This window comes from Lysinibacillus sp. Bpr_S20, from assembly GCF_023337835.1.
GTDB lineage: Bacteria > Bacillota > Bacilli > Bacillales_A > Planococcaceae > Lysinibacillus.
This window is the reverse complement of sequence record NZ_JALNLQ010000004.1, coordinates 173,849-194,226: the sequence shown is the minus strand read 5'-3', so window position 1 is coordinate 194,226 and position 20,378 is coordinate 173,849. Positions and strand designations below refer to the sequence as shown.

General features: G+C 38.3%; 25 protein-coding genes. 10 read left to right on the top strand and 15 right to left on the bottom strand.

Annotated elements, in window-relative coordinates; translation table 11 throughout:
• Position 1: 1 nt before the first annotated feature.
• The 4 genes from pheS to MWJ95_RS24485 form a co-directional block, all read right to left on the bottom strand.
• Entirely contained in the window at positions 2–1,039 is a 1,038-nt protein-coding gene (gene pheS / locus MWJ95_RS11900) for a phenylalanine--tRNA ligase subunit alpha (protein ID WP_249072873.1), read from the bottom strand.
• 647 nt (positions 1,040–1,686) lie between these two features.
• Positions 1,687–1,866, bottom strand: coding sequence for a hypothetical protein (locus tag MWJ95_RS11895; protein ID WP_249105703.1), 180 nt, complete (start codon positions 1,864–1,866; stop codon positions 1,687–1,689).
• Positions 1,867–2,161: 295 nt separating this feature from the next.
• Complete coding sequence (locus MWJ95_RS11890) at positions 2,162–2,926, bottom strand: TrmH family RNA methyltransferase (protein ID WP_249072875.1); 765 nt, start codon at positions 2,924–2,926, stop codon at positions 2,162–2,164.
• A 240-nt stretch (positions 2,927–3,166) separates the two neighbouring features.
• Positions 3,167–3,301, bottom strand: coding sequence for a hypothetical protein (locus tag MWJ95_RS24485; RefSeq protein WP_283175747.1), 135 nt, complete (start codon positions 3,299–3,301; stop codon positions 3,167–3,169).
• Between the two features lie 74 nt (positions 3,302–3,375).
• On the opposite strand from MWJ95_RS24485, the gene MWJ95_RS11885 reads away from it, so the two are divergent.
• On the top strand, positions 3,376–3,585 hold the full coding sequence (locus MWJ95_RS11885; protein WP_249105701.1) for a hypothetical protein: 210 nt from the start codon (positions 3,376–3,378) through the stop codon (positions 3,583–3,585).
• 70 nt (positions 3,586–3,655) lie between these two features.
• Positions 3,656–4,051, top strand: a complete 396-nt coding sequence (locus MWJ95_RS11880) for a (deoxy)nucleoside triphosphate pyrophosphohydrolase (protein ID WP_249072876.1) — start codon at positions 3,656–3,658, stop codon at positions 4,049–4,051.
• Between the two features lie 75 nt (positions 4,052–4,126).
• On the opposite strand, the gene MWJ95_RS11875 is transcribed toward MWJ95_RS11880, so the two are convergent.
• Complete coding sequence (locus MWJ95_RS11875; RefSeq protein ID WP_249072877.1) at positions 4,127–5,476, bottom strand: FAD-binding oxidoreductase; 1,350 nt, start codon at positions 5,474–5,476, stop codon at positions 4,127–4,129.
• Between the two features lie 169 nt (positions 5,477–5,645).
• Here MWJ95_RS11875 and MWJ95_RS11870 point away from each other — a divergent pair, with 169 nt between their 5' ends.
• From MWJ95_RS11870 to MWJ95_RS11860, 3 genes are all read left to right on the top strand, one after another.
• Positions 5,646–7,061, top strand: a complete 1,416-nt coding sequence (locus tag MWJ95_RS11870; RefSeq protein WP_249105699.1) for a LysM peptidoglycan-binding domain-containing protein — start codon at positions 5,646–5,648, stop codon at positions 7,059–7,061.
• A gap of 157 nt (positions 7,062–7,218) precedes the next feature.
• A complete protein-coding gene (locus MWJ95_RS11865) occupies positions 7,219–7,380 on the top strand; it encodes a YfhD family protein (protein WP_249072879.1) in 162 nt (53 codons plus the stop codon).
• 12 nt (positions 7,381–7,392) lie between these two features.
• The gene (locus tag MWJ95_RS11860) at positions 7,393–7,584 is read left to right on the top strand and encodes a small, acid-soluble spore protein, H family (RefSeq protein ID WP_249072880.1); all 192 of its coding nucleotides are present in this window, start codon (positions 7,393–7,395) and stop codon (positions 7,582–7,584) included.
• Positions 7,585–7,673: 89 nt separating this feature from the next.
• On the opposite strand, the gene MWJ95_RS11855 is transcribed toward MWJ95_RS11860, so the two are convergent.
• From MWJ95_RS11855 to MWJ95_RS11845, 3 genes are all read right to left on the bottom strand, one after another.
• Entirely contained in the window at positions 7,674–7,940 is a 267-nt protein-coding gene (locus MWJ95_RS11855; RefSeq protein ID WP_249105697.1) for a hypothetical protein, read from the bottom strand.
• On the bottom strand, positions 7,918–10,080 hold the full coding sequence (locus tag MWJ95_RS11850) for a bifunctional diguanylate cyclase/phosphodiesterase (protein ID WP_249105695.1): 2,163 nt from the start codon (positions 10,078–10,080) through the stop codon (positions 7,918–7,920). The genes MWJ95_RS11855 and MWJ95_RS11850 overlap by 23 nt, the downstream gene beginning before the upstream one ends.
• A 451-nt stretch (positions 10,081–10,531) precedes the next feature.
• Complete coding sequence (locus MWJ95_RS11845; protein WP_249072883.1) at positions 10,532–11,047, bottom strand: sigma-70 family RNA polymerase sigma factor; 516 nt, start codon at positions 11,045–11,047, stop codon at positions 10,532–10,534.
• Positions 11,048–11,283: 236 nt separating this feature from the next.
• Here MWJ95_RS11845 and sspI point away from each other — a divergent pair, with 236 nt between their 5' ends.
• Together sspI and MWJ95_RS11835 are read left to right on the top strand one after the other, a co-directional pair.
• Complete coding sequence (gene sspI, locus MWJ95_RS11840) at positions 11,284–11,493, top strand: small acid-soluble spore protein SspI (protein WP_249072884.1); 210 nt, start codon at positions 11,284–11,286, stop codon at positions 11,491–11,493.
• Between the two features lie 78 nt (positions 11,494–11,571).
• The gene (locus MWJ95_RS11835; RefSeq protein ID WP_249105693.1) at positions 11,572–12,951 is read left to right on the top strand and encodes an FAD-binding oxidoreductase; all 1,380 of its coding nucleotides are present in this window, start codon (positions 11,572–11,574) and stop codon (positions 12,949–12,951) included.
• A 413-nt stretch (positions 12,952–13,364) separates the two neighbouring features.
• On the opposite strand, the gene argF is transcribed toward MWJ95_RS11835, so the two are convergent.
• Positions 13,365–14,330 (bottom strand): ornithine carbamoyltransferase, encoded by a 966-nt coding sequence (gene argF / locus MWJ95_RS11830; RefSeq protein ID WP_249072886.1) that lies wholly within the window; start codon positions 14,328–14,330, stop codon positions 13,365–13,367.
• Between the two features lie 238 nt (positions 14,331–14,568).
• Here argF and MWJ95_RS11825 point away from each other — a divergent pair, with 238 nt between their 5' ends.
• On the top strand, positions 14,569–15,027 hold the full coding sequence (locus MWJ95_RS11825) for a MarR family winged helix-turn-helix transcriptional regulator (RefSeq protein WP_249072887.1): 459 nt from the start codon (positions 14,569–14,571) through the stop codon (positions 15,025–15,027).
• A gap of 13 nt (positions 15,028–15,040) precedes the next feature.
• Positions 15,041–16,036, top strand: coding sequence for a serine hydrolase domain-containing protein (locus MWJ95_RS11820; RefSeq protein ID WP_249105690.1), 996 nt, complete (start codon positions 15,041–15,043; stop codon positions 16,034–16,036).
• Between the two features lie 127 nt (positions 16,037–16,163).
• Here MWJ95_RS11820 and MWJ95_RS11815 read toward each other — a convergent pair whose 3' ends face one another.
• Positions 16,164–17,252 (bottom strand): M42 family metallopeptidase, encoded by a 1,089-nt coding sequence (locus MWJ95_RS11815; RefSeq protein WP_249072889.1) that lies wholly within the window; start codon positions 17,250–17,252, stop codon positions 16,164–16,166.
• A gap of 94 nt (positions 17,253–17,346) precedes the next feature.
• On the bottom strand, positions 17,347–17,832 hold the full coding sequence (locus tag MWJ95_RS11810; RefSeq protein ID WP_249072890.1) for a dUTP diphosphatase: 486 nt from the start codon (positions 17,830–17,832) through the stop codon (positions 17,347–17,349).
• A 103-nt stretch (positions 17,833–17,935) separates the two neighbouring features.
• Here MWJ95_RS11810 and MWJ95_RS11805 point away from each other — a divergent pair, with 103 nt between their 5' ends.
• A complete protein-coding gene (locus tag MWJ95_RS11805; RefSeq protein ID WP_100544877.1) occupies positions 17,936–18,331 on the top strand; it encodes a sigma-w pathway protein ysdB in 396 nt (131 codons plus the stop codon).
• Between the two features lie 56 nt (positions 18,332–18,387).
• Here MWJ95_RS11805 and MWJ95_RS11800 read toward each other — a convergent pair whose 3' ends face one another.
• The 4 genes from MWJ95_RS11800 to infC all read right to left on the bottom strand — a co-directional run bounded on the left by MWJ95_RS11800 (position 18,388) and on the right by infC (position 19,900).
• Positions 18,388–18,651 carry a DUF1294 domain-containing protein gene (locus MWJ95_RS11800; protein WP_249105688.1) on the bottom strand — a complete coding sequence of 88 codons (264 nt, stop codon included), beginning with the start codon at positions 18,649–18,651 and terminating at the stop codon, positions 18,388–18,390.
• Between the two features lie 96 nt (positions 18,652–18,747).
• Positions 18,748–19,107, bottom strand: a complete 360-nt coding sequence (rplT, locus tag MWJ95_RS11795; protein ID WP_249072892.1) for a 50S ribosomal protein L20 — start codon at positions 19,105–19,107, stop codon at positions 18,748–18,750.
• 57 nt (positions 19,108–19,164) lie between these two features.
• Positions 19,165–19,365: a 50S ribosomal protein L35 gene (rpmI, locus tag MWJ95_RS11790; protein ID WP_004226312.1), complete on the bottom strand. Its 201-nt coding sequence runs from the start codon at positions 19,363–19,365 to the stop codon at positions 19,165–19,167.
• A 31-nt stretch (positions 19,366–19,396) separates the two neighbouring features.
• Entirely contained in the window at positions 19,397–19,900 is a 504-nt protein-coding gene (gene infC, locus MWJ95_RS11785) for a translation initiation factor IF-3 (protein WP_012295602.1), read from the bottom strand.
• Positions 19,901–20,378: the final 478 nt, after the last annotated feature.

The following is a 20,378-nucleotide window of genomic DNA, read 5'->3' as shown; positions in this document are numbered from 1 at the left end:
CTTACGCCTCTGTTCGCTCGAATTGTGATAAGAAACGTGTGTCACTTGTATAGAAATGACGAATATCGTCGACACCATATTTCAACATTGCGATACGTTCAGCACCAATACCAAATGCAAAGCCTGACACTTTCTTCGGATCATAACCAGCCATTTCAAGTACATTTGGATGCACCATACCAGCTCCTAAAATTTCAATCCAGCCTGTACCTTTACATACGTTACAGCCCGATCCACCACATTTGAAGCAAGAAATATCCATTTCAACAGATGGTTCTGTGAATGGGAAGAAACTTGGGCGAAGTCGAATTTCGCGGTCTGCACCGAACATTTTTTTCGCTAATGTATCAAGCGTCCCTTTAAGGTCACTCATGCGAATATTTTCACCAATCACTAACCCTTCGATTTGCATGAATTGGTGAGAATGTGTTGCATCATCGTTGTCACGACGGAATACTTTCCCTGGACAAATAATGCGAATGGATTCACCTTTCTTCTCTTCCATTGTGCGAGCTTGCACAGGAGAAGTATGCGTACGTAATAATATTTCCTCGGAAATATAGAACGAATCCTGCATATCACGAGCAGGGTGTCCCTTTGGTAAGTTCAATGCCTCGAAGTTATAATAATCCTTTTCCACTTCTGGACCTTCTGCAATTTCATAGCCCATACCGATAAACAAATCTTCAATTTCTTCAATAACGCGTGTTAATGGATGACGATTCCCCACTTTAATTTCACGGCCAGGTAAAGTGACATCAATCGACTCACTCGCTAATTTTTCAGCAATTGCTGCTTCTTCTAGTACAGCCGCCTTTGCCTCTAATACAGCCGTTACATTTTCACGAACCGTATTGACTAAAGCACCCATTTTCGGGCGTTCCTCTGCTGATAATTTCCCCATACCCTTTAATAAATCAGTGATAGGTCCTTTTTTCCCTAGATACGCTACTCGCACATCATTTAATTCTTTTAAATTTGCCGCCGCTTCAATTTTAGCAAGTGCTTCTTGCTCTAATTGCTTTAATTGCTCTTCCATGTATAAACCCTCCTTGATTAAATCAATTTTGCCTTAGCGTAATTGTAGCTGTCGCTACAGATCCAAACATTGCTGCTGCCGCGCAGATAAACAATGCGTCCGGATTTTGAATTATGCCAGCACAATTCATTCCTTTGATAATAATCCGTGACATCCGCCAGAGACTTTATCTTCATCCTGCATGTTTTGGACACCGATGAAAAGGAACCATTTCCGTATTGATCTCACCACCTTCGAAGGTGGGAGTCTTCTACTGAATGAAGATAATTGCCTTCTTTGATGGCATAAAAAAACTCGCCCCTAAAAAAGGGACGAGGACATTTTCGCGGTACCACCCTAGTTATTGCAAGGTAAACCCCTAGCAATCACTTCATTGACATAACGACTAGATTAAAGCCGGCATACCTTTACAGCATTCGCTGGTCCCGGTAGCTGCTCGCGGGATGAATTCAAAATTGCATTGGTACGGCACTGGCTCTCAATCTTCGGCCTGTGCTCCCTGTCGCCCATTCACCATTTTTACTACTTCCCGGTCAAAGCATTTAAGTTTACATTTTAACAGTGATTATACAATACAATACCAATTCAAATCAAGAGTCATGTGCCCATTACCAGCGATATTGATGGTTCTATCGGCAATTTTAGGCTCACCACCAAAATGTGTAGTTGATTTCCGTTCCGGCTGAGCGCTTTGTAGCTGCCGCTTTGCTTTCGCTACAGAAAACATTTGCCGCTGACGCTTCGCTTTCGCGCAAAGCAGAGCTTCCTGGGGGCGTCCGATGAGCCGCTTTTGTTGCTGCCGCTGCGTTAGCACTACGCTTTCGCACAGAAAACATCCGCTGCGCTGCAGGGTCTCGGGCCAACAGATGTTTATTGCGCGAAAGCGAAGCGGCAGCAAAGGGTTTTGTTTGTGCGAAAGCGCAGCGACAGCAACAGCACCGAGGTTGGTCACGAAGGCGTTACCACAGGATGTGATGTTCTTAGCCTTCGTTCCCCTACCGCTAATCCCCAAGGAGTCGCTCAGCCTCCACTCCAATCAACTAATATACAGTGCATATATTTAAAATGCTATCTATAACGATTAGTGATGAGCTCAATTTTAATATATCCTTAATTAATTACCTACTTAACAAATCCATATAAAACGATTCCTGTTGCTACTGCTACATTTAGAGACTCCGCTTGCCCTAAAATCGGAATAATAATATTTTGATCTGTCATCGAAAGTAATTGTGGATGAATACCACTACCTTCATTCCCCATCATGATCGCAAATGCACCAGTATGTTCAATATCACTATAGATAACTGCATCCTCATCTAAAGCCGTCCCAAATACTGGTACACCATTATCCTGAAGCTGTTCAATCCATTCTTCTAAATCACCACGAAGGACAGGAATATGGAAATGTGAGCCTTGTGCAGAACGAAGTGTTTTAGGATTATATAAATCCGCGCAGCCTTTGCCAAGTATAACTGCATCTAAACCTGCTGCATCCGCAGTACGAATCATTGTTCCAATATTTCCTGGATCTTGGACTGCATCGATAAGTAGCACCTTGCGCCACGAAGCCATTACATCATCATCTAACAAAGGTTGCTTACAAACTGCAAATACACCTTGAGAAGTCTCCGTTTCAGCAAACTCCTTGGCAACAGCCGCTGTTACTTCAACGATAGATACACTATCAATCGGCCAAAGCATTGGTAATTCTACACCTTCACGTACAATTAGTTGCTGTACTTGTTCATTATTTTTTAATGCTTCCTCTACCAAATGGAATCCCTCTACTATGAATTCTCCAGATCTTTCACGCTCTTTTCGTGTTGTCGCAAGCTTCTTCCAGTATTTCACTAACGCATTTTGCGTAGATTCTATTCTTTTCATCGTACCTCGTACCGCCTTTTTCCTATATAATGTTCATTATTATACAGTAGAAAACGATAAATGACATAGTCATGTAAAAAACAGTTTTATTATTATTTTTCTGTTGACCAATCATTGGCAAGATAGCTCCTAAACGGAATGTAAATTACCTTCACGCTATGATGATGAGCCACCCATACAAAAAAATTTTGTCATCCTCGGAATTTCGGGATGACATTTTGTTAAAACGATACCATGGGATTAAGTTGATTGGAGTGAAGGCTGGGCGACTCCTTGGGGATTAGAGTTAGGGGAACGAAGGCTAAAGGCATCACGTCCTGTGATAACGCCTTCGTGACCAACCTCGGTGCTGTTGCTGTCGCTGCGCTTTCGCACAAACAAAACCCTTTGCTGCCGCTTCGCTTTCGCGCAATAAACATCTGTTGGCCCGAGACCCTGGAGCGTAGCGGATGTTTTCTGTGCGAAAGCGTAGTGCTAACGCAGCGGCAGCAACAAAAGCGGCTCATCGGACGCCCCCAGGAAGCTTTGCTCTGTGCGAAAGCGTAGCGACAGCAAATGTATTATCTGTGCGAAAGCGAAGTGACAGCAACAACAAAGCGCACAGCTGGAACGGAAATCAACCCCACACTATGGAAATGAGCAAAATTATTCCCTACTAGATAACGGGGGAAATCAGTATATGTTATAATTTTCAATATTTTAAGAATGCACAAAAAGGGTGAAAAATGAATGAAAAAAAATGTACATGTAGTAGGTGCAATTATCGAAAATGATAAAGATGAAATTTTTTGTGCGTTAAGAAATCCTAATATGGTACTAGCAAATTATTGGGAATTCCCTGGTGGTAAAATCGAGGACGACGAATCGCCTGAACAAGCTTTATCACGTGAAATATTAGAGGAATTTAATTGCGCTATAGACGTTGGAGAAAAGGTTGAGGATACTATTTATGAATACGAAAAATTTATAGTACGCTTAGAAACATTTAAGGCTTCCATTGTAGAGGGAGATCCGGTCCTGCTAGAACATACTGAAATTAGATGGGTTCCGCGACATGAACTGCTAAATCTTCATTTTGCTCCCGCTGATATTCCCGCGATCCATAAAATACTTGCAGAAAAATAGTCTATGAGCAGTGAATGCAGAAGAAAAGAGCAGTTTGCCCTCTGCAGTGCCTGCTCTTTTTTCTTTGTCCCTCAGTTAAAGCCATTTTTTATTTGGCGGAATACTTTGAGGAAAATGAAACACATTCAATGGATCGTATTTTCCCTTTACTTCTCGAAGCATTCTAAGATTACGACCGTAGTAGGTAGTTGGCCAATCTTTAATAAAACGATCTGGGAAATTTACATAATCACCAGCAGTGAATGGTGATAAAGCCCTTCTTAAATTCTCCACCCACTGAATATTTTTTTCTGCATCTTTAGGTTTTTTCCACGAAGTATTATACTCCTGGGCAATTAAAGCATTTCTATAATAATAAGCTGTTTGGCTTGAAGCAATTTGACTTACCGCCCCTCTAAGAGATTGCTGCCAAATGGTCGCATCTCTATTTGGAGCATTCGTTAAAAATTCTTTCATTTTTACAATGGCAGCATGAGGGAATGGTCTTTCAACAAAGGACCCTGACCTTTTACGAAGGGCAGGTTTGTTGCCACTCGGTAAGTCAAAAAATTCTACAGCTTTAATATAAGGTACTTCCTTTATCCATATATTCGTTGGGGAACCTGTTTTCCTTAAAGGACGGAGTAGTTTCTTTAGTTCAGATGCTGTACCTATAAACTCACCTTGAGCAACAACCTCTCCAACTTCCTTAGATTTAAGCTCGATCTGAGAAGTCAAACGTTCATCTGTGTATGGTGCCCATTTTTGCCACACATCAAAGGCTCGTTCAAAATCTTCCCATCCCCATGTAATGGAAAAAATCGATACGTTAGAAATAGGATGCAGTTTAAATGTAAAAGCTGTAACGATGCCAAAATTCCCTCCGCCCCCGCCACAACTTGCCCAAAATAAGTCACTATTTTTTTGCTTGTTAGCTTGGATTACCTCAGCACCTTCATGGCCACTTGCAACAACCATTTCAACTTCTAGTAGACTGTCACATGTTAGTCCAAATGGACGCGATAACATTCCAATTCCTCCACCAAGCGTTAGACCAACAACCCCTACACTGCCTTCAGTTCCGGCAGGGATTGTAAATCCATTTTCCCATAATACCCGATATACTTTTCCTAAATTAGCACCTGCTTCAATTCTCGCTGTCCTATCTTTCAGATTAATTGTTATTTCATTCATTTCGCTAACATCTATCACAAGCCCTTCATTTAATAATGAATAATTTTCATAGTTATGTCTCCCACTTCTGATTCGAAATGGTTCATTATTTTCTCTCGCCCATCTTAATGCATTGATAACGTCTTTCGTATGTCGACAAAATACAATGATACTCGGAAATTTTGGATCATGTAAGTTATTATTTGTTCTCGCTTGCTCATAGTCCGGATCTTTAGGGGTAACAATTCTTCCTGTGAGCTTAACTTTCTTCAATTTACAGCTCCTCTCTCAAATGATGCATTGCATATGTTTTATCCTATGCAGATCACTTGGAAAGAATATGAAGATTGAAATTTTTATCATGTAAAAAATGAAAGATAAATGCTCATTCTCTTTATTCATACATATGATGCTATATTGAAACCACTAAGGAGGTGTCCTAATGATTATTCATGTGGTGAGCGCTGGTGAAACGCTTTGGCAAATTGCAAACAGCTATTCTATTCCTATCAATTCCATCATCCAGTTAAATGCATTATCTAATCCAGATCAATTAGTAATCGGACAATCCATCGTTATTCCTTCTCCTTACACAACTCATATTGTAAAAGGGGGTGACACCTTATGGTCGATCTCCCAGCAATACGGGGTGACTATGCAATCGATTATTACAGAAAACCATTTAACAAATCCAGATGTTTTAACACCTGGAACTAAACTAATTATTCCACCAACCACACATATTGTGCTACCAGGAGAAACTCTATCGCAAATTGCCACGCAATATGGAACGACTGTGCAAGCAATTGTTGTAGAAAATGAAATTCCAAATCCAAATATGATTTATGTTGGTACACATTTGATTATTCCGAGAGCAAAGCCTTCCATTGAAGTAAATGCTTATACGTATCAAGAACCTAAAGAAGCCGTGGCGTCCATTAAAGCGATTGGTCATCTATTAACTTATTTTAGCCCCTTTGCTTATATGGTGAAGGAGGACGGAACACTTCAGCCAATAAAGGATAAAGAAATGATCGATGCAGCTGTTGCCAAAAACATTACTCCTATGTTGACCCTTACGAACTTCTCTTCCACAGAAGCAGGTTCCAACTTATCACATGTTATTTTATCTAGTGCAGAATTACGGGAAAAGGTGATCAACAACACTTTACAAGTGATGCAGGAAAAGGGCTATAAAGTTCTAAACGTGGATTTTGAAAATGTTCTTCCAGCAGATCGGGAGAATTACAACACATTCCTCCAATTAGCTGTTGATCGTCTACATCCAAAAGGATTCCTAGTATCAACGGCACTTGCGCCAAAAACGAGCTCAACGCAGGTAGGAACTCTATATGAGGCACATGATTATGAAGCGCACGGAAGAATTGCAGACTTTGTCATTTTAATGACATATGAATGGGGATACCGACTTGGTCCACCACAAGCCATTTCACCCATTAACGAAATGAGAAAAGTTGTGGAATATGCATTATCTGTTATGCCAGCTAACAAAATATTTTTAGGCTTTGAAATTTATGCTCGCGATTGGCTGCTACCGCATGTTAAAGGTCAGGAGGCAGAAACATTCAGCTCTCAAGAAGCCCTTAACCGAGCAATAAAATATGGCGCAACCATTCAATATGATAGGACCGCACAGTCACCGTATTTCCGTTATGTCGATGAAAAAGGTAGAAATCATGAGGTATGGTTTGAAGATGCGAGAAGTGCACAAGCTAAGTTTGATATGACAAAGGAATATAAACTCCGAGGTATTAGCTATTGGGCGTTAGGTTTTCCTTTCCCACAAAACTGGGCACTATTAAATAATGATTTTTCCATTAAAAAGGTTTCATTATAAAAGGTCTGTTTAGTATGCGCATTTAAGACTGATCTATTAACCCAAAAAGTTCTAAACATTTCTACAATATATTCTTACCTTTCCCTAGTTTTTCCCATGATAAAAAATCAATTCAAAGCCATATTAAGTAATATCAAAACGAAAGGAGACGCTAAACATGGGAAGAGACAATAAGCAAGGTCAAAGCGCCAACAAAGGGTCATTGCCACAAACACCAAAAAACCAAAAAATTGCGCCTGACAAAGTTAGTGAAGAATTTTCTCAAGAGTTTATGAACATGATTAATTCAGTCACTAAAGAAGGCAAAACAAAAAAATAAGGGGGCCTTCAAGTGGATTATACACGTGCACAAGAAATTGTCGCCTCACCAAAAGAATATGAAGTAAGTTATAATGGCGTATCTATTTGGATTGACAAACTTCATGAAGATGGTAAAACAGCAACTGTCCATTTACGTCGTTCTTTAGAAGAACGATCCGAGGTGGACATAGGAGAATTAAAAGAAGAGTACCTCGTACATTAAAACGGGAATTATCCCAATTTTATCATCAAACAAAAATCTGCTTATTTCAGTGATGAAGTAAGCAGATTTTAACTATTATGGCGGACATATTAAATCGCTTCTGCAAAACGAGTCACTTTGATGGTTCTATTCATGATTTTGGCTGCTCTATCCATGATTTCGACTGCTTTATCCACGATTTCGACTGTTCTATCCACGATTTTGCCTGCTCTATCCACGATTTCGGTTCTATCCGCGATTTCAGCTGCTCTATCCACGATTTTGACCCTTCTTTCCGTCGCTTCGGCTTTTCTATCCGTCGCTTCGGCTCTTCTATCCGTCTCTTTTGCCTTATTAAATAATAAAATCCTCTTCATATTTAATCTCTTTTAAAATATCTCTTGCTCTATTGTTTAACTCGTTAAAGGTATTGGAAATCTCTTCAGCAGAAATCGGTTTGCTAAATAAATAACCCTGAATATAATCGCAATCACCCTCAATAAGGAAAGCTAGCTGCTCCACTTCTTCAATTCCTTCGGCAACAACCTTTAATCTTAAATGCTTCGCCATGGATAAAATCATAGAAACTAGCGCTTCATCATTTGAATTATGCTGTATATTTCGGACGAACGCCCGGTCAATTTTTAAACAATCAATCGGAAAATCTTTCAAATATGAAATCGACGAATACCCTGTCCCAAAGTCATCAACAGCAATTTGGATACCAATTTCCTTTAATTCATGAAGTAGCTGTGTGATTTGATCAATGTTCATCGTCATACTTTCCGTAATTTCTAATTGTAAATATTTTGGTTCTAAATTTGTACGTTGTAGGATCTCTTTGACCATCTGGACTAAATCTTGCTGGAATAGTTGTCCAATTGATAAATTGACGGCAACCTTCATTGGAGGTAAACCTTGCTCCTTCCATGTCTTTGCTTGTGAGCACGCCGTCTCTAAGATCCATTTCCCTAAAGGAATAATAAGACCTGATTCTTCAGCAATCGGGATAAACAACTCAGGTGAGACAAATCCACGGGTTGGATGACGCCAACGCACTAGCGCTTCTACCGATTCAATTTTACCCGTTTTTAAATTTACTTGAGGCTGAAAATCCAAATAAAATTCTTCATTGGCTAACGCTTTATGGAGCTCTTGCTCAATCAATATACGATCAGCAATGCCATTTGACATATATGGCTTATAAAAAAGAACTCTTTGAGGGATTTGACTCGCTTCCCTCATCGCTAACTGAGCATGCATTAAAAGCTCTTCACCTGAGCAATCTTCTTCATGCAGGGCAACACCAATATTCAGATTCCCGTTGAGAGAAAAAAGTTGTACTTGTAATGGCTTTTTCATAGCACACTTCAAATTCAAACAAAACTGTAGCAACTCTTCTCTTGTCTTCACATGATTAATATAAATAATGAACTGCCCCTCATGTAGCTTTGTCGCAAAATAATGAGGTGGTAATATAGCTTGAATTCTATCAGCTACGAGCTTCATCATTGTATTAGAATAGCTAATACCGATAGATGAACGAATCGCAGTAAGGCGATCAATTTCAATTGCAATGATTGCTTTTTGACGACTATTGTCATGTAATTCCTCTTTTAAAGTTTTTAATAATAAGTGTTCATTTGGAAGCTTTGTAATATCATCGTGATAAGCTTGAAACTGAAGTTCTTGCTGCGATTGCTCAAGATCACTCTTTATTTTTAAAAGTTGCTGATATGGTTTTTCAACAGTTGTATAGTAAATTGCTTTTAGTAAAAAGTAGAAGGCTAAAAATTGATAAATTAATGCTGAAAAGCTCCAAATAGATTGCTCGTCTTTGATGACCGCAAATAAAATATCACTAATAATCAAATAAATGGCTGCACTATTAAGCCACATAACCCGTTTGGGCAACTTTTTTTTATACTTATTTAAAACCACTATCGTTACACCTTGTAAGACAGCAGACAGCAAATGAACAATAGCGCTAGCTTTAAACAACAATTGTTTTTCAAAGAAAAAATATTTTGAAGAGATATACAATAGAACAAGGGTCAATACTACAAATAATAAGGAACTGCCATATGTATAGATCCGATCATTCATTGTTAAGCGCTTTGTAGGCTTTAAAATAATAAAGAGAAAACCGATTGATAAGCAGAAACGCATGATTAAATGCAACCACATTTCCAAATTTTGCGTTTCAGCCGTTGGATATTGAGTGATAACCAAATTCACGATTTCGAATAAAGCGACGATAAAAAATAAATTACCTATGTATAATGTTTGATTCGATAATAAGTGTGAAAAAACGAGCCAAGATTGAATAGCAATTGCCATTGTAAATACAATAATTAGTACTTGTATTATTAAATTCAAACAAATATAGCTTTCTTCCTTAAAAGTACCAAATATTAAATTGCTTAATCCTAATAGTGGCAACACTAGTAAAAGCGGCAATACTATATACAAAATCTCTTTCTTTTCTATCTCTAATTGATTCATCCTATTCTCCAACAGAAACCCTCCGTACCAAAATATATCGAAATTAGATAGGTAATATTATCTATCTAAAGGAGATATAAAATTAAAAATTGTATTTTTCTTTGACTTCTTACAAATCATAGCATTTTTATTGGATTTTGTAAGCAATTATAACTTCTTTTAGTGGGTGTCCACCACATCCGCAAAAGGAAGGCTGACGTCACTGAACCGGAAATGAGTTATTAGAGGATGGTGGACTAAGATCATCGCATCCATGCGATATAACGGCTAACAGACCTGCGTCGTACTGCTGGCGCTTCGCTTTCGCGAAAAAATATCCGCTGCTGACGCTTCGCTTTCGCGCAAAAAACATCCGCAGCCCTAAGCACAAAAACCGATCCCGGACGCAATTATGCCGAGTCATAATTGATAAGGTATGCCAATATTCGGTTTTGATATTAGCATACCTTTGATCTTGTTAGCACTATTCGTCGTTCGAATTTAACAAGTGGCGAAGCTTATTCATTATTCTTGTGCGTCTTTTTTTAACTGCGTCCACAGATAAACCTAGTTCTTTTGCAATTTCCAAGTAACTATAACCTTCTACATAAAAAAGTAATAATATTTTTCTTTCTTCAACTTTTAAATAAGACATAATACATGCTGTAAGAACTGGAGTTCTTTCACTCATTTCATGTTCTCGAATATAATTGATCGCGTCATTATCCATAGGCGTATTATTATTTTCAAAGCTCTTTTCCTTTGAGAGCTCTTTTAAAATTTTCCCTTTAACGGTTGTATAAATATAAGCAGAAAACTGCCCTTTTGTTTGATCAGCTTTACACCAAGCCTCCCACACAGCTATGGATGCGATATGACGATAATACTCAAAATCCTTATAAATGTGGCACTTTACTATAATTGATGTGATCATCGGCTGGACTAATTCTAAAACTTCGTCAAATGGTTGTTCAGGTGATAACTTTAGTTTACTATCCATGCTATTGTCCTATCGACTGTGCACAGTCCGTTATTCCTAGGTGCCTCTATCTTAGTATTGATACTTTGAGGCTGTCGAACAGACCTTTTGTCTATATGATGAGAAATTTTTTATAAGCCTTTTTTTATATTTATACATTACAACAGTATGACATTTTAAAAATCATATGTTTTGACTGTCATTCTATACATATTTCTTAAAAGGTTGGACAAATTACTACTAAGGAGGCGAAATAGATGAATTTTCAAATAAGAGATGCGATTACGACAAACGTACATGGTCAATCAGCGGCTGAATTTAAGGATATTGTCGAGGATGCAATTAGTCGTGGTGAAGAGCATTTACTACCAGGGCTTGGTGTGTTTTTCGAAAAATGGTGGCAGCAATCTAGTCCTACTGAGCAGGATGCATTTGTACAAAAGCTTGAACAAGCCTTTGCGCACTAATTTTTTATAGTCAATTCATTCCATTTCCAATTAATGCATGATAAAGTTTAATTTATCAGAAAATTAGGAGGAATTGGAATGACTGTTGCTGTAGAATTAATAGTAAATCAACTAAAAAGAGTTTTATCTGAAGAACAGGTGTCAACAAACGAAACGGTGCGACAGCTACATGGAAGAGACGAATCTCATCATACAATGAGCTTACCAGATATCGTTGCCTTTCCTCGTTCCACGGCCGATGTCAGTGCCATCTTGAAAATTGCGCATGCGGAACGCGTACCAGTCGTACCTTTTGGTGTTGGCTCAAGCTTGGAAGGAAATGCAATTCCCATTGCAAATGGCATTTCTATCGATTTCTCTGAAATGAATACTATTTTAGAAATTCGACCAGAAGACCTGCTTGTGAAAGTACAACCAGGTGTTACACGTGCCCAATTGAATAAAGAGTTAAAAAAACATGGACTTCAATTCACAGTTGACCCTGGTGCTGATGCTACACTTGGTGGAATGGCAGCGACTAATGCCAGCGGGACAACTGCAGTGCGCTATGGTGTTATGCGCGATCAAGTACGAGATTTAGAGGTTGTACTCGCAGACGGTTCGGTCATTCACACCGGTAATTTAGCAGCAAAGTCTTCTTCTGGTTATCACTTGAATGGACTTTTCATTGGCTCTGAGGGTACACTAGGTTGCTTTACAGAATTAACTTTACAGGTCTATGGTATACCCGAATTTGTAACGGCGGGACGTGCAGTTTTTGCGACAGTTGGCGATGCTGTCAGTGCAGTAACCGCTTTGCTGCAAGCGGGCATTTCAATTGGCCGTGTTGAACTGGTCGATGAAGCCTCTATCAAACAAGCAAATATTTATAATGAAGCATCCTATGATGAAAAGCCAACACTATTTTTAGAATTTCACGGAAATGAAGCAGGTATGCATGCCGATATAGAATTTGCTAGAACAATTTTTGAGGACTTTAGCTGTCTTTCTGTTGAATTTGAACAAGACACTGCGGCACGTAATAAGCTCTGGGAAGCACGCCATTCATTAGCCTATGCATATATCCATGCCTATCCGGGCAAAAAACTGATGTCTACTGATGTTTGTGTCCCGATATCTATGCTTGCTGAATCCGTTTTATATGCTCGTGAACAGCTTGAGGATGTTGGTCTTGCTGGCGGAATTGTAGGTCATGTCGGAGACGGTAACTTCCATGCCTTGTTAATGTTAGATCCAAACGATGCCGAGGAGCAAGCAAAAGCTAATCGCTTCAATGAACATATTGTGCAATTTGCTTTACTGCGTGGTGGCACTTGTACTGGTGAACATGGAGTAGGTATTGGAAAAATGAAATATCAGTCTACAGAGCATGGAACATCTCTATTAGTAATGAAGAGCATAAAGGCAGCACTTGATCCACTTAATATTATGAATCCAGGGAAAATTTTCACCATGTAAACCTTCAAACATAGAAAACCCGTTGATGTCCGATATCAACGGGTTTATTTTTATAAATCATAGCGGAAACTTTTTACAAGTTTATCTCCCTTATAAAATTCTTTAGATTCTAAGTACAGATTAAGGGGTAGCCCTACGCCATAATCCGTTGAAATGGAATGTATGTGAATAAAAATAATACCCACAAAAGGCAGTGCAACAAGAAAAAAGTAACCTAGCGTCCCCCAGGTTACTTGATTATGTAGCGATGCGGTTATCCATCCTGATAACAGACATCACGCGTGGTTTACATCCCTCTGTCTGCAACCACTGTTATGGTATTCATATTGACACCCCCTGTTGCCAATATGAACTCTCTCTATCGTTTCTCACAAACTAAAGAAGCATAAAGCTTGGTGTCTATTTTCGTATGCTTAAGCTAGAATTGAAGCTAGCACTGCTTTTTGTGCATGAAGTCTGTTTTCTGCTTGCTCAAAGATATAGGAATTTGGGCCATCTATAACAGATGACGCGACTTCTTCTTCACGATGAGCTGGTAAACAGTGCAGGAACATATAATTTGGTTTTGCATATGCAACAAGCTCATCATTAATTTGATAACCGGCAAAATCTTGTAAACGTTTTGCAGTTTCCTCTTCTTGCCCCATAGACGTCCATACATCAGCGTATACTACGTCCGCGTTTAACACCGCTTCTATAGGATCATTTGTGATGATAATTGTGCTGCCATTTGCTGCTGCGATAGCCTGTGCTTTTTCGATCACTTCTGTATCACATTCATAGCCAACTGGAGTTGCCACTGCCACATTCATTCCTACATGAGCAGAAGCGACTACTAATGAGTGCGCTACGTTGTTGCCATCTCCAACATAAGCAATTTTTAGTCCTTTTAGTTCACCTTTATTTTCAAAGATTGTTTCTAAATCCGCTAAAGCTTGGCATGGGTGATAGATATCCGTTAGTCCATTTATAACTGGTATAGATGCATGCTCTGCAAGCTCCTTCACCATTGCATGAGAATTCGCTCGAATCATAATGCCATCTAAATAGCCCGATAACACATGTGCTGTATCATAAACAGATTCACCGCGACCAATCTGTAAATCACGTGCATGCATAAACATACCTTTTCCGCCCAATTGGTTCATACCGACCTCAAATGAAATACGAGTACGAGTTGAATGTTTTTCAAAAATCATGCCGAGTGTCTTACCTTCTAATAACTTCGGACACTTTCCTTCTTTCGTAATCATTTTGAGCTGTGCCGCTAACTCAACTAACTGCTGAACCTCTTCACTTGTATAGTCTAACAAGGTTAATAAGTCCTTATCTTTTAAGCTAGTTACTAACTTTAACTGTACTTCTTCGAGCAATTTCATAACCTTCACTCCTTGTTTCGTTGCTGTTGGGATTAGTATACCAAATGTATAAATATAAAATCAACTGAATTTTTATGTTTATTTTTAAAAATCAGAATTTTTCCATCCGATGTGTCTAATATTCGAACATTCGAATATTTATGCATATTTTAACGACAATCGCATAGTTAAGAAAATTGCATTATTATTAATACATATTTATAATTAATATATATTAATTATTTAGGTGGTAAAATATATGGATAAGGAATTGGTACATCTTATTAAGGAGATTAATCAAGTTGAATATGAAACCAATTTAATGTTAACCGAAGAATTTTCATCGGTGTTCGACGAGACGTTAACTGCGAAACAAACAGTATTTTTAAATCTTCTTCATTCGAAAGGTCCCCTTCAAACTTATGAATTAGCCAAGTTAATGGGGACATCTGCGAGTGCAGTTAGTCAATTAGTCAATAGACTGGAGCAAGAAAGTTATATAAAAAGAACAATGAGTAAAAAGGATCGTAGAGAAGTTATTATAGAGTTAGATGAACGAGGATATCTTTATTTTCAAAAGCAAGAGGAAATTGAACTTGCTATTATTTATAAATATTATACAAGGCTCAATAGAGAGGACTTGTCCCAATTAAAGGACATACTTTCGAAATTACATTCTATTGTTTTAGAAGAGCAGAAAAAAAATAAGCGTTCTTAATGGAGGAATTATTGTGGATTTACACGCTTTAAAAAAGGACATATTTAAAATTGCTTATCCCTATATAAAAACTCGTCCTAATGTTGCTTTATCCATCGGTATCATGCATCAAGATCAACAAGCTACTTTTACTTTTGGTGGCTCGAATTTTAGGCAGGAAGAAAAATCTTATATATATGAAATTGGATCGATTTCTAAAGTTTTTACTACGTCCATATTAGGCGAGATGATTCAGGAAGGACAAGTCCATGTAGAGGATTCGATCGGTAAATACTTTACAGCCATTTCTGATAATCACCCTGTCACACTCAAACGTTTAGCAAACCATACATCTGGACTACCGGGAATAGGTGTGCTAAAGAACATTTACAATCTTTTTGATGCACAAACACCTCGTGATCCTTTTTGTCAATATTCACTGAATGAGACTATACATTACTTTAAAACGCACACAGACGAGCCAAAGGTTAAATTCAGATATTCTAATGTAGGGATGGGGCTTTTAGGATATATTTTAGCCGAAACACTTCACACTGATTATGAAACAGCTATCAAACAAAGATTAACAGATCCTTTAGATATGCCAAATACATTTATCTCTATCCCTTCTGATCAAGCACAGGCCGTCTTGCAAGGATACACGATTCTTGGACATAAAAAGCCACCGCTCCAAATGAATGACTTTATGGCAGCAGGCGCAGTCCGTTCAACTGTCAATGATCTGTTAAAATTTATGAAAGTACATTTACGTGATGAAAATCCAGGTTATACATTAACACATCAAGCTACTGAAACCTTTTCAGACAATATAGGGATTGGTCTAGGATGGCTTCTTGAGGACAATATCATCTGGCATAACGGTTCGACAAAAGCTTTCTCTAGTTATCTAGGATTCGATAAAACACAACAAACAGGTGTCGTTGTTTTATCAAATTATCGCTCTCCAATATTGGCGGCAAACCCTGGGCAAATTGGGAAGGATATATTGCAGCTTTTACAGGTTAGATAGATACTTTATAGTATTATTAAATTATCGATGTAAATTTTGAATTTATCGCCTAACTTTTTAAATTTATCGACAAAGAAATAAACAGCCCTCAAGCATTAGTTTGAGGGCTGTTTCAATTATAATATGCTTAGTCAAAAATAATTTTATTGACTGCATCACGGTCTAATTTTTTTATAACTTCCACCATTAATTTTACAGCGTTATCATAATCATCACGATGTAAAATACCTGCATGTGAGTGGATGTAGCGTGTTGCGATACCGATTGATAGTGCTGGTATACCGTTTGCCGTTACGTGGATAGAGCCAGCGTCTGTACCACCACCAGCCATTGCCTCGAATTGATATGGAATATTGTGCTCATCAGCCACATCTAATACGAATTCACGTAAACCACGGTGTGACACCATTGATGCATCGTACACAACAATTTGTGGACCAGCACCCATTTTACTAGTTGATTCTTTTGCAGTTACCCCTGGTGTGTCTCCTGCTACACCTACATCGACAGCAAAGCCAATATCAGGTTGGATTTTATGCGTAGCCGTTTTCGCACCACGAAGCCCTACTTCCTCTTGAACATTCCCTACAGAATAAAGGATGTTAGGATGCTTTTCATGTTGCAATGCTTTCATCACATCAATGGCAATTGCACAACCAATACGGTTATCCCATGCTTTTGCTAATAAGTATTTTTCATTTTTCATCACATTAAATTCGAAATATGGTGTTACCATATCGCCAGGACGTACGCCCCATTCAAGTACTTCATCTTTTGAAGCCGCACCAACGTCGATAAACATATCTTTAATGTCTACCACTTTGTTGCGCACATCTGCTGGTAAAATATGAGGTGGCTTTGAACCAATAACCCCAATAATTTCATCGCCTTTACGTGTTGTAATTGTGACACGCTGCGCAAGCATAACTTGGCTCCACCAGCCACCTACAGTTTGGAATTTGATGAACCCTTTGTCATCGATTTGAGTAACCATGAAGCCTACTTCATCTAAGTGGCCTGCAACCATGATTTTTGGACCGTTTTCATCGCCAACTTTTTTAGCAATGACGCTACCTAAATTATCTGTTTCAACTAAGTCTGCGTATGGTCCAATGTATTTTTTCATGACCTCGCGTGGTGCACGTTCATTACCTGCAATACCATTCGCATCTGTTAAATCTTTAAACATTTGTAATGTTGGATCTAGCTGTGTCATTTTTTTGCCTCCTGACTCTTGTATCTCCTCTATTATACTTCGTTTACCGAAATATTCCTAGCTAAATCGTCAGAAAATTGGTGTATTTCTCACTTTAATACCCTGAACGCTGACGATTATAATTTTCTTCATTTTTCTCTATATATGCTGCAACAACATCCTCAAATGAAAAGCCTAAATTGAACGCAAGTAATCCATAGCATTGCCAGATTGCTAAATATCTATCCTCTGTTGGTTGACTAATAAAACTTAAAATATAGTCTTGTGTCATTAAAAATGTCTCTGTTAAATTTCTCTTTTCTTCAATCACGGGCCATTTTTCTATCGCTGTATAACCTTTTAATAGGCCAAGTGATAAAATAAAATGAATCGAATCCACATATTCCTCTAAAATCACATCACGATCTGAAGCTCCCTTTGTGCTCCAAAACTTGAAGCAACGTGTCTCATTTGCTAGTTCTGCTAACTCTACCATTAAAGCTAAACCTTTTTCCTTAAATACATCATGTTCTATATTTTGTGTTTTCTCGATGAAATCATCAAGCTCTTTTTGCATTTTAAACAATTGTTGTAAATTCATTTTTTTCTCCTAAATTTCTTAAAAATATTTGTTAAAAGTGAAACTAATTGTCCCTTACAATCGTATAGGAAGGAATAACCTTTCTTCAAGGGGGAAATTAAAAATGTTGCCGTTACTTATTCGTCTTGCTGTTATTGCGCTTATTATCTATGTATTTTATAAAGCGATTCGTTATATAACCGATCCTAAGCGAAAACTTGATGAAGCCTATGAAAAAGGCCAATATTATTTTTATGATGACGTCAAAAATGTCCGAAAAAATTTCTTTATCTCTTATAAGGGTGCTCTTTTCGAAGGTGAAAAATACCTTGGCACGACTGAAGATGCCTTCGAAGTTGTGACGATTTTTGTTGGTGCCCGTGACGCCGCCACACTACAAGGTTTTACGAAAAGAGACTTTGAATACCTACAGCAAGAAATCCTGTTGAACTATCCGAGCGCAAAAATAAATTGGAAGCAGCCCATTGAAAAGCTTATGCGCAACACATCCTCAGAATGAGGATGTGTTTTTATATATCGGAACATTTTTTAATTTTATCGGAATGTTTTCTAATTTTATCGCCATAATTGTACTAAGATAAAAATTTGAATAGCTGCTAGCAGTGGGAAGCCAAATGCAAAGCTATTATGGCGTGTTTTATGACGGAATAAATACATTCCTAGCACGCCACCCGCTGCACCTCCAGCAATTGCTAGTGTAAATAACGTACGTTCTGCAATACGCCATTCATGCTTTTTTGCTTTTGATTTATCCATGCCCATCATAATGAGCAAGACTATAGAAACTATCGCCATATAAGCTAATATTGCTTGTCCCATTGCGTACTCCTTAATATGTTTTATTTACTACTACTCTAACACAAAAAAGACTGACGGATAAATCCATCAGTCCTTTGAAAGCATTATTTTGCTTTATTATTTAGCAACAGCTTTTTTAGCAGATTCAGCTAATTGAGTGAATGCTGCTGCATCAGTTACAGCTAGGTCAGCTAACATTTTACGGTTAACTTCGATACCAGCAACTTTTAAACCGTGCATTAAACGGCTGTATGAAAGACCGTTCATGCGAGCAGCTGCGTTGATACGAGTGATCCATAATTTACGGAAATCACGTTTTTTCTGACGACGGTCACGGTATGCATATTGACCTGACTTCATCACTGCTTGGTTAGCAACTTTATATAATGTATGTTTAGAACCAAAGTAACCTTTAGCTAATTTTAAAACTTTTTTACGACGTTTGCGCGTCACTGTTCCGCCTTTTACGCGTGGCATATGAATTACCTCCTGCTTTTCATTTAAAAATGAATGTTAGTATTTTGTGTAGTCAAATTATTTCATGTAAACAAGTAATGATTTGATGCGTTTGAAGTCACCAGATGATACGATGTTTGCTTTACGTAGGTGACGTTTTTGTTTCGTAGATTTGTTTGCGAATAAGTGGCTTCCATAAGCACGGTCATATTTTAATTTACCTGAACCCGTTTTTTTGAAACGTTTCGCAGCTCCACGGTGAGTTTTCATTTTTGGCATGTCGAATTCCTCCTAAACTGTTCGTCTAATATTATTTCTCGTTCTTTGGTTGAAGAACTAAGAACATGCTTCGGCCTTCCATCTTCGGTTTTTGTTCAACCGTCGATACTTCAGCACAAGCTTCAGCAAAACGATCTAAAACACGTTGACCAATGTCTTTGTGTGTAATCGCACGACCTTTGAAACGTAAGCTACATTTAACTTTATCGCCTTTTTCAAGGAATTTAATCGCATTACGTAGCTTCGTTTGGAAATCATGCTCATCGATTGTTGGGCTCAAACGAACCTCTTTCATTACGATGACCTTTTGATTTTTACGAATTTCGCGGTCTTTCTTTTGCTGTTCAAACTTAAATTTACCATAGTCCATGATACGAGCGACTGGCGGCTTGGCTTGAGGGGCCACAAGGACAAGATCCAAGTTTACACGAGCGGCGATTTCTAGCGCTTCGTTACGTGTCTTTACACCAAGCTGGTCACCATTGTGATCGATTAATCGAAGTTCACGTGCGCGAATGCCTTCGTTTACATACATGTCTTTGCTAATAGTAATCCACCTCCAAGTAGTTGTCGCGAATACATGGTTTGGGCAAAGCCTTGCCCGGTTGAACGGTACATCCTCTTGTCATGTCCATAAAAAAAGGACGGACACTTTTGAAGATGTCCGCCCGCTATATGTGCATGCGCAAGTCTGCGCAAAACAATTCAACGTGTCATACCTGTTCACAGCCTAAGAGCGTTGTATCAGGTGAGAAGCGGGCAGCCTCTACTTCAACCACAAACTTTGTATTCATTAACCTTAACTATATTAGCATGTACTTTTATAAGCTGTCAAATGTTTTTTTAGCTTATTATTAATAAAGTAACCTAAAAAGTTTTAATTTAACCATTATAACGTCGTTGATTTCCGTTTCGGCTGGGCCGCAGAGCAGAGCTTCCTGGGGCGTCCAGCCTTCACTTCAATCAATTTATATAAATGGTATTCGTATTAACAAGTACCTTCCCAACATTAG

Excerpts from the sequence above, each read along its gene's own strand:
- pheS (WP_249072873.1), bottom strand. The coding sequence starts at position 1,039 with ATGGAAGAGCAATTAAAGCAATTAGAGCAAGAAGCACTTGCTAAAATT.
- MWJ95_RS11890 (WP_249072875.1), bottom strand. The coding sequence starts at position 2,926 with ATGAAAAGAATAGAATCTACGCAAAATGCGTTAGTGAAATACTGGAAG.
- MWJ95_RS11885 (WP_249105701.1), top strand. The coding sequence starts at position 3,376 with ATGTTTTCTGTGCGAAAGCGTAGTGCTAACGCAGCGGCAGCAACAAAA.
- MWJ95_RS11880 (WP_249072876.1), top strand. The coding sequence starts at position 3,656 with ATGAAAAAAAATGTACATGTAGTAGGTGCAATTATCGAAAATGATAAA.
- MWJ95_RS11870 (WP_249105699.1), top strand. The coding sequence starts at position 5,646 with ATGATTATTCATGTGGTGAGCGCTGGTGAAACGCTTTGGCAAATTGCA.
- MWJ95_RS11865 (WP_249072879.1), top strand. The coding sequence starts at position 7,219 with ATGGGAAGAGACAATAAGCAAGGTCAAAGCGCCAACAAAGGGTCATTG.
- MWJ95_RS11855 (WP_249105697.1), bottom strand. The coding sequence starts at position 7,940 with ATGAAGAGGATTTTATTATTTAATAAGGCAAAAGAGACGGATAGAAGA.
- MWJ95_RS11845 (WP_249072883.1), bottom strand. The coding sequence starts at position 11,047 with ATGGATAGTAAACTAAAGTTATCACCTGAACAACCATTTGACGAAGTT.
- sspI (WP_249072884.1), top strand. The coding sequence starts at position 11,284 with ATGAATTTTCAAATAAGAGATGCGATTACGACAAACGTACATGGTCAA.
- MWJ95_RS11835 (WP_249105693.1), top strand. The coding sequence starts at position 11,572 with ATGACTGTTGCTGTAGAATTAATAGTAAATCAACTAAAAAGAGTTTTA.
- argF (WP_249072886.1), bottom strand. The coding sequence starts at position 14,330 with ATGAAATTGCTCGAAGAAGTACAGTTAAAGTTAGTAACTAGCTTAAAA.
- MWJ95_RS11825 (WP_249072887.1), top strand. The coding sequence starts at position 14,569 with ATGGATAAGGAATTGGTACATCTTATTAAGGAGATTAATCAAGTTGAA.
- MWJ95_RS11815 (WP_249072889.1), bottom strand. The coding sequence starts at position 17,252 with ATGACACAGCTAGATCCAACATTACAAATGTTTAAAGATTTAACAGAT.
- MWJ95_RS11810 (WP_249072890.1), bottom strand. The coding sequence starts at position 17,832 with ATGAATTTACAACAATTGTTTAAAATGCAAAAAGAGCTTGATGATTTC.
- MWJ95_RS11805 (WP_100544877.1), top strand. The coding sequence starts at position 17,936 with ATGTTGCCGTTACTTATTCGTCTTGCTGTTATTGCGCTTATTATCTAT.
- MWJ95_RS11800 (WP_249105688.1), bottom strand. The coding sequence starts at position 18,651 with ATGGGACAAGCAATATTAGCTTATATGGCGATAGTTTCTATAGTCTTG.
- rplT (WP_249072892.1), bottom strand. The coding sequence starts at position 19,107 with ATGCCACGCGTAAAAGGCGGAACAGTGACGCGCAAACGTCGTAAAAAA.
- rpmI (WP_004226312.1), bottom strand. The coding sequence starts at position 19,365 with ATGCCAAAAATGAAAACTCACCGTGGAGCTGCGAAACGTTTCAAAAAA.
- infC (WP_012295602.1), bottom strand. The coding sequence starts at position 19,900 with ATGTATGTAAACGAAGGCATTCGCGCACGTGAACTTCGATTAATCGAT.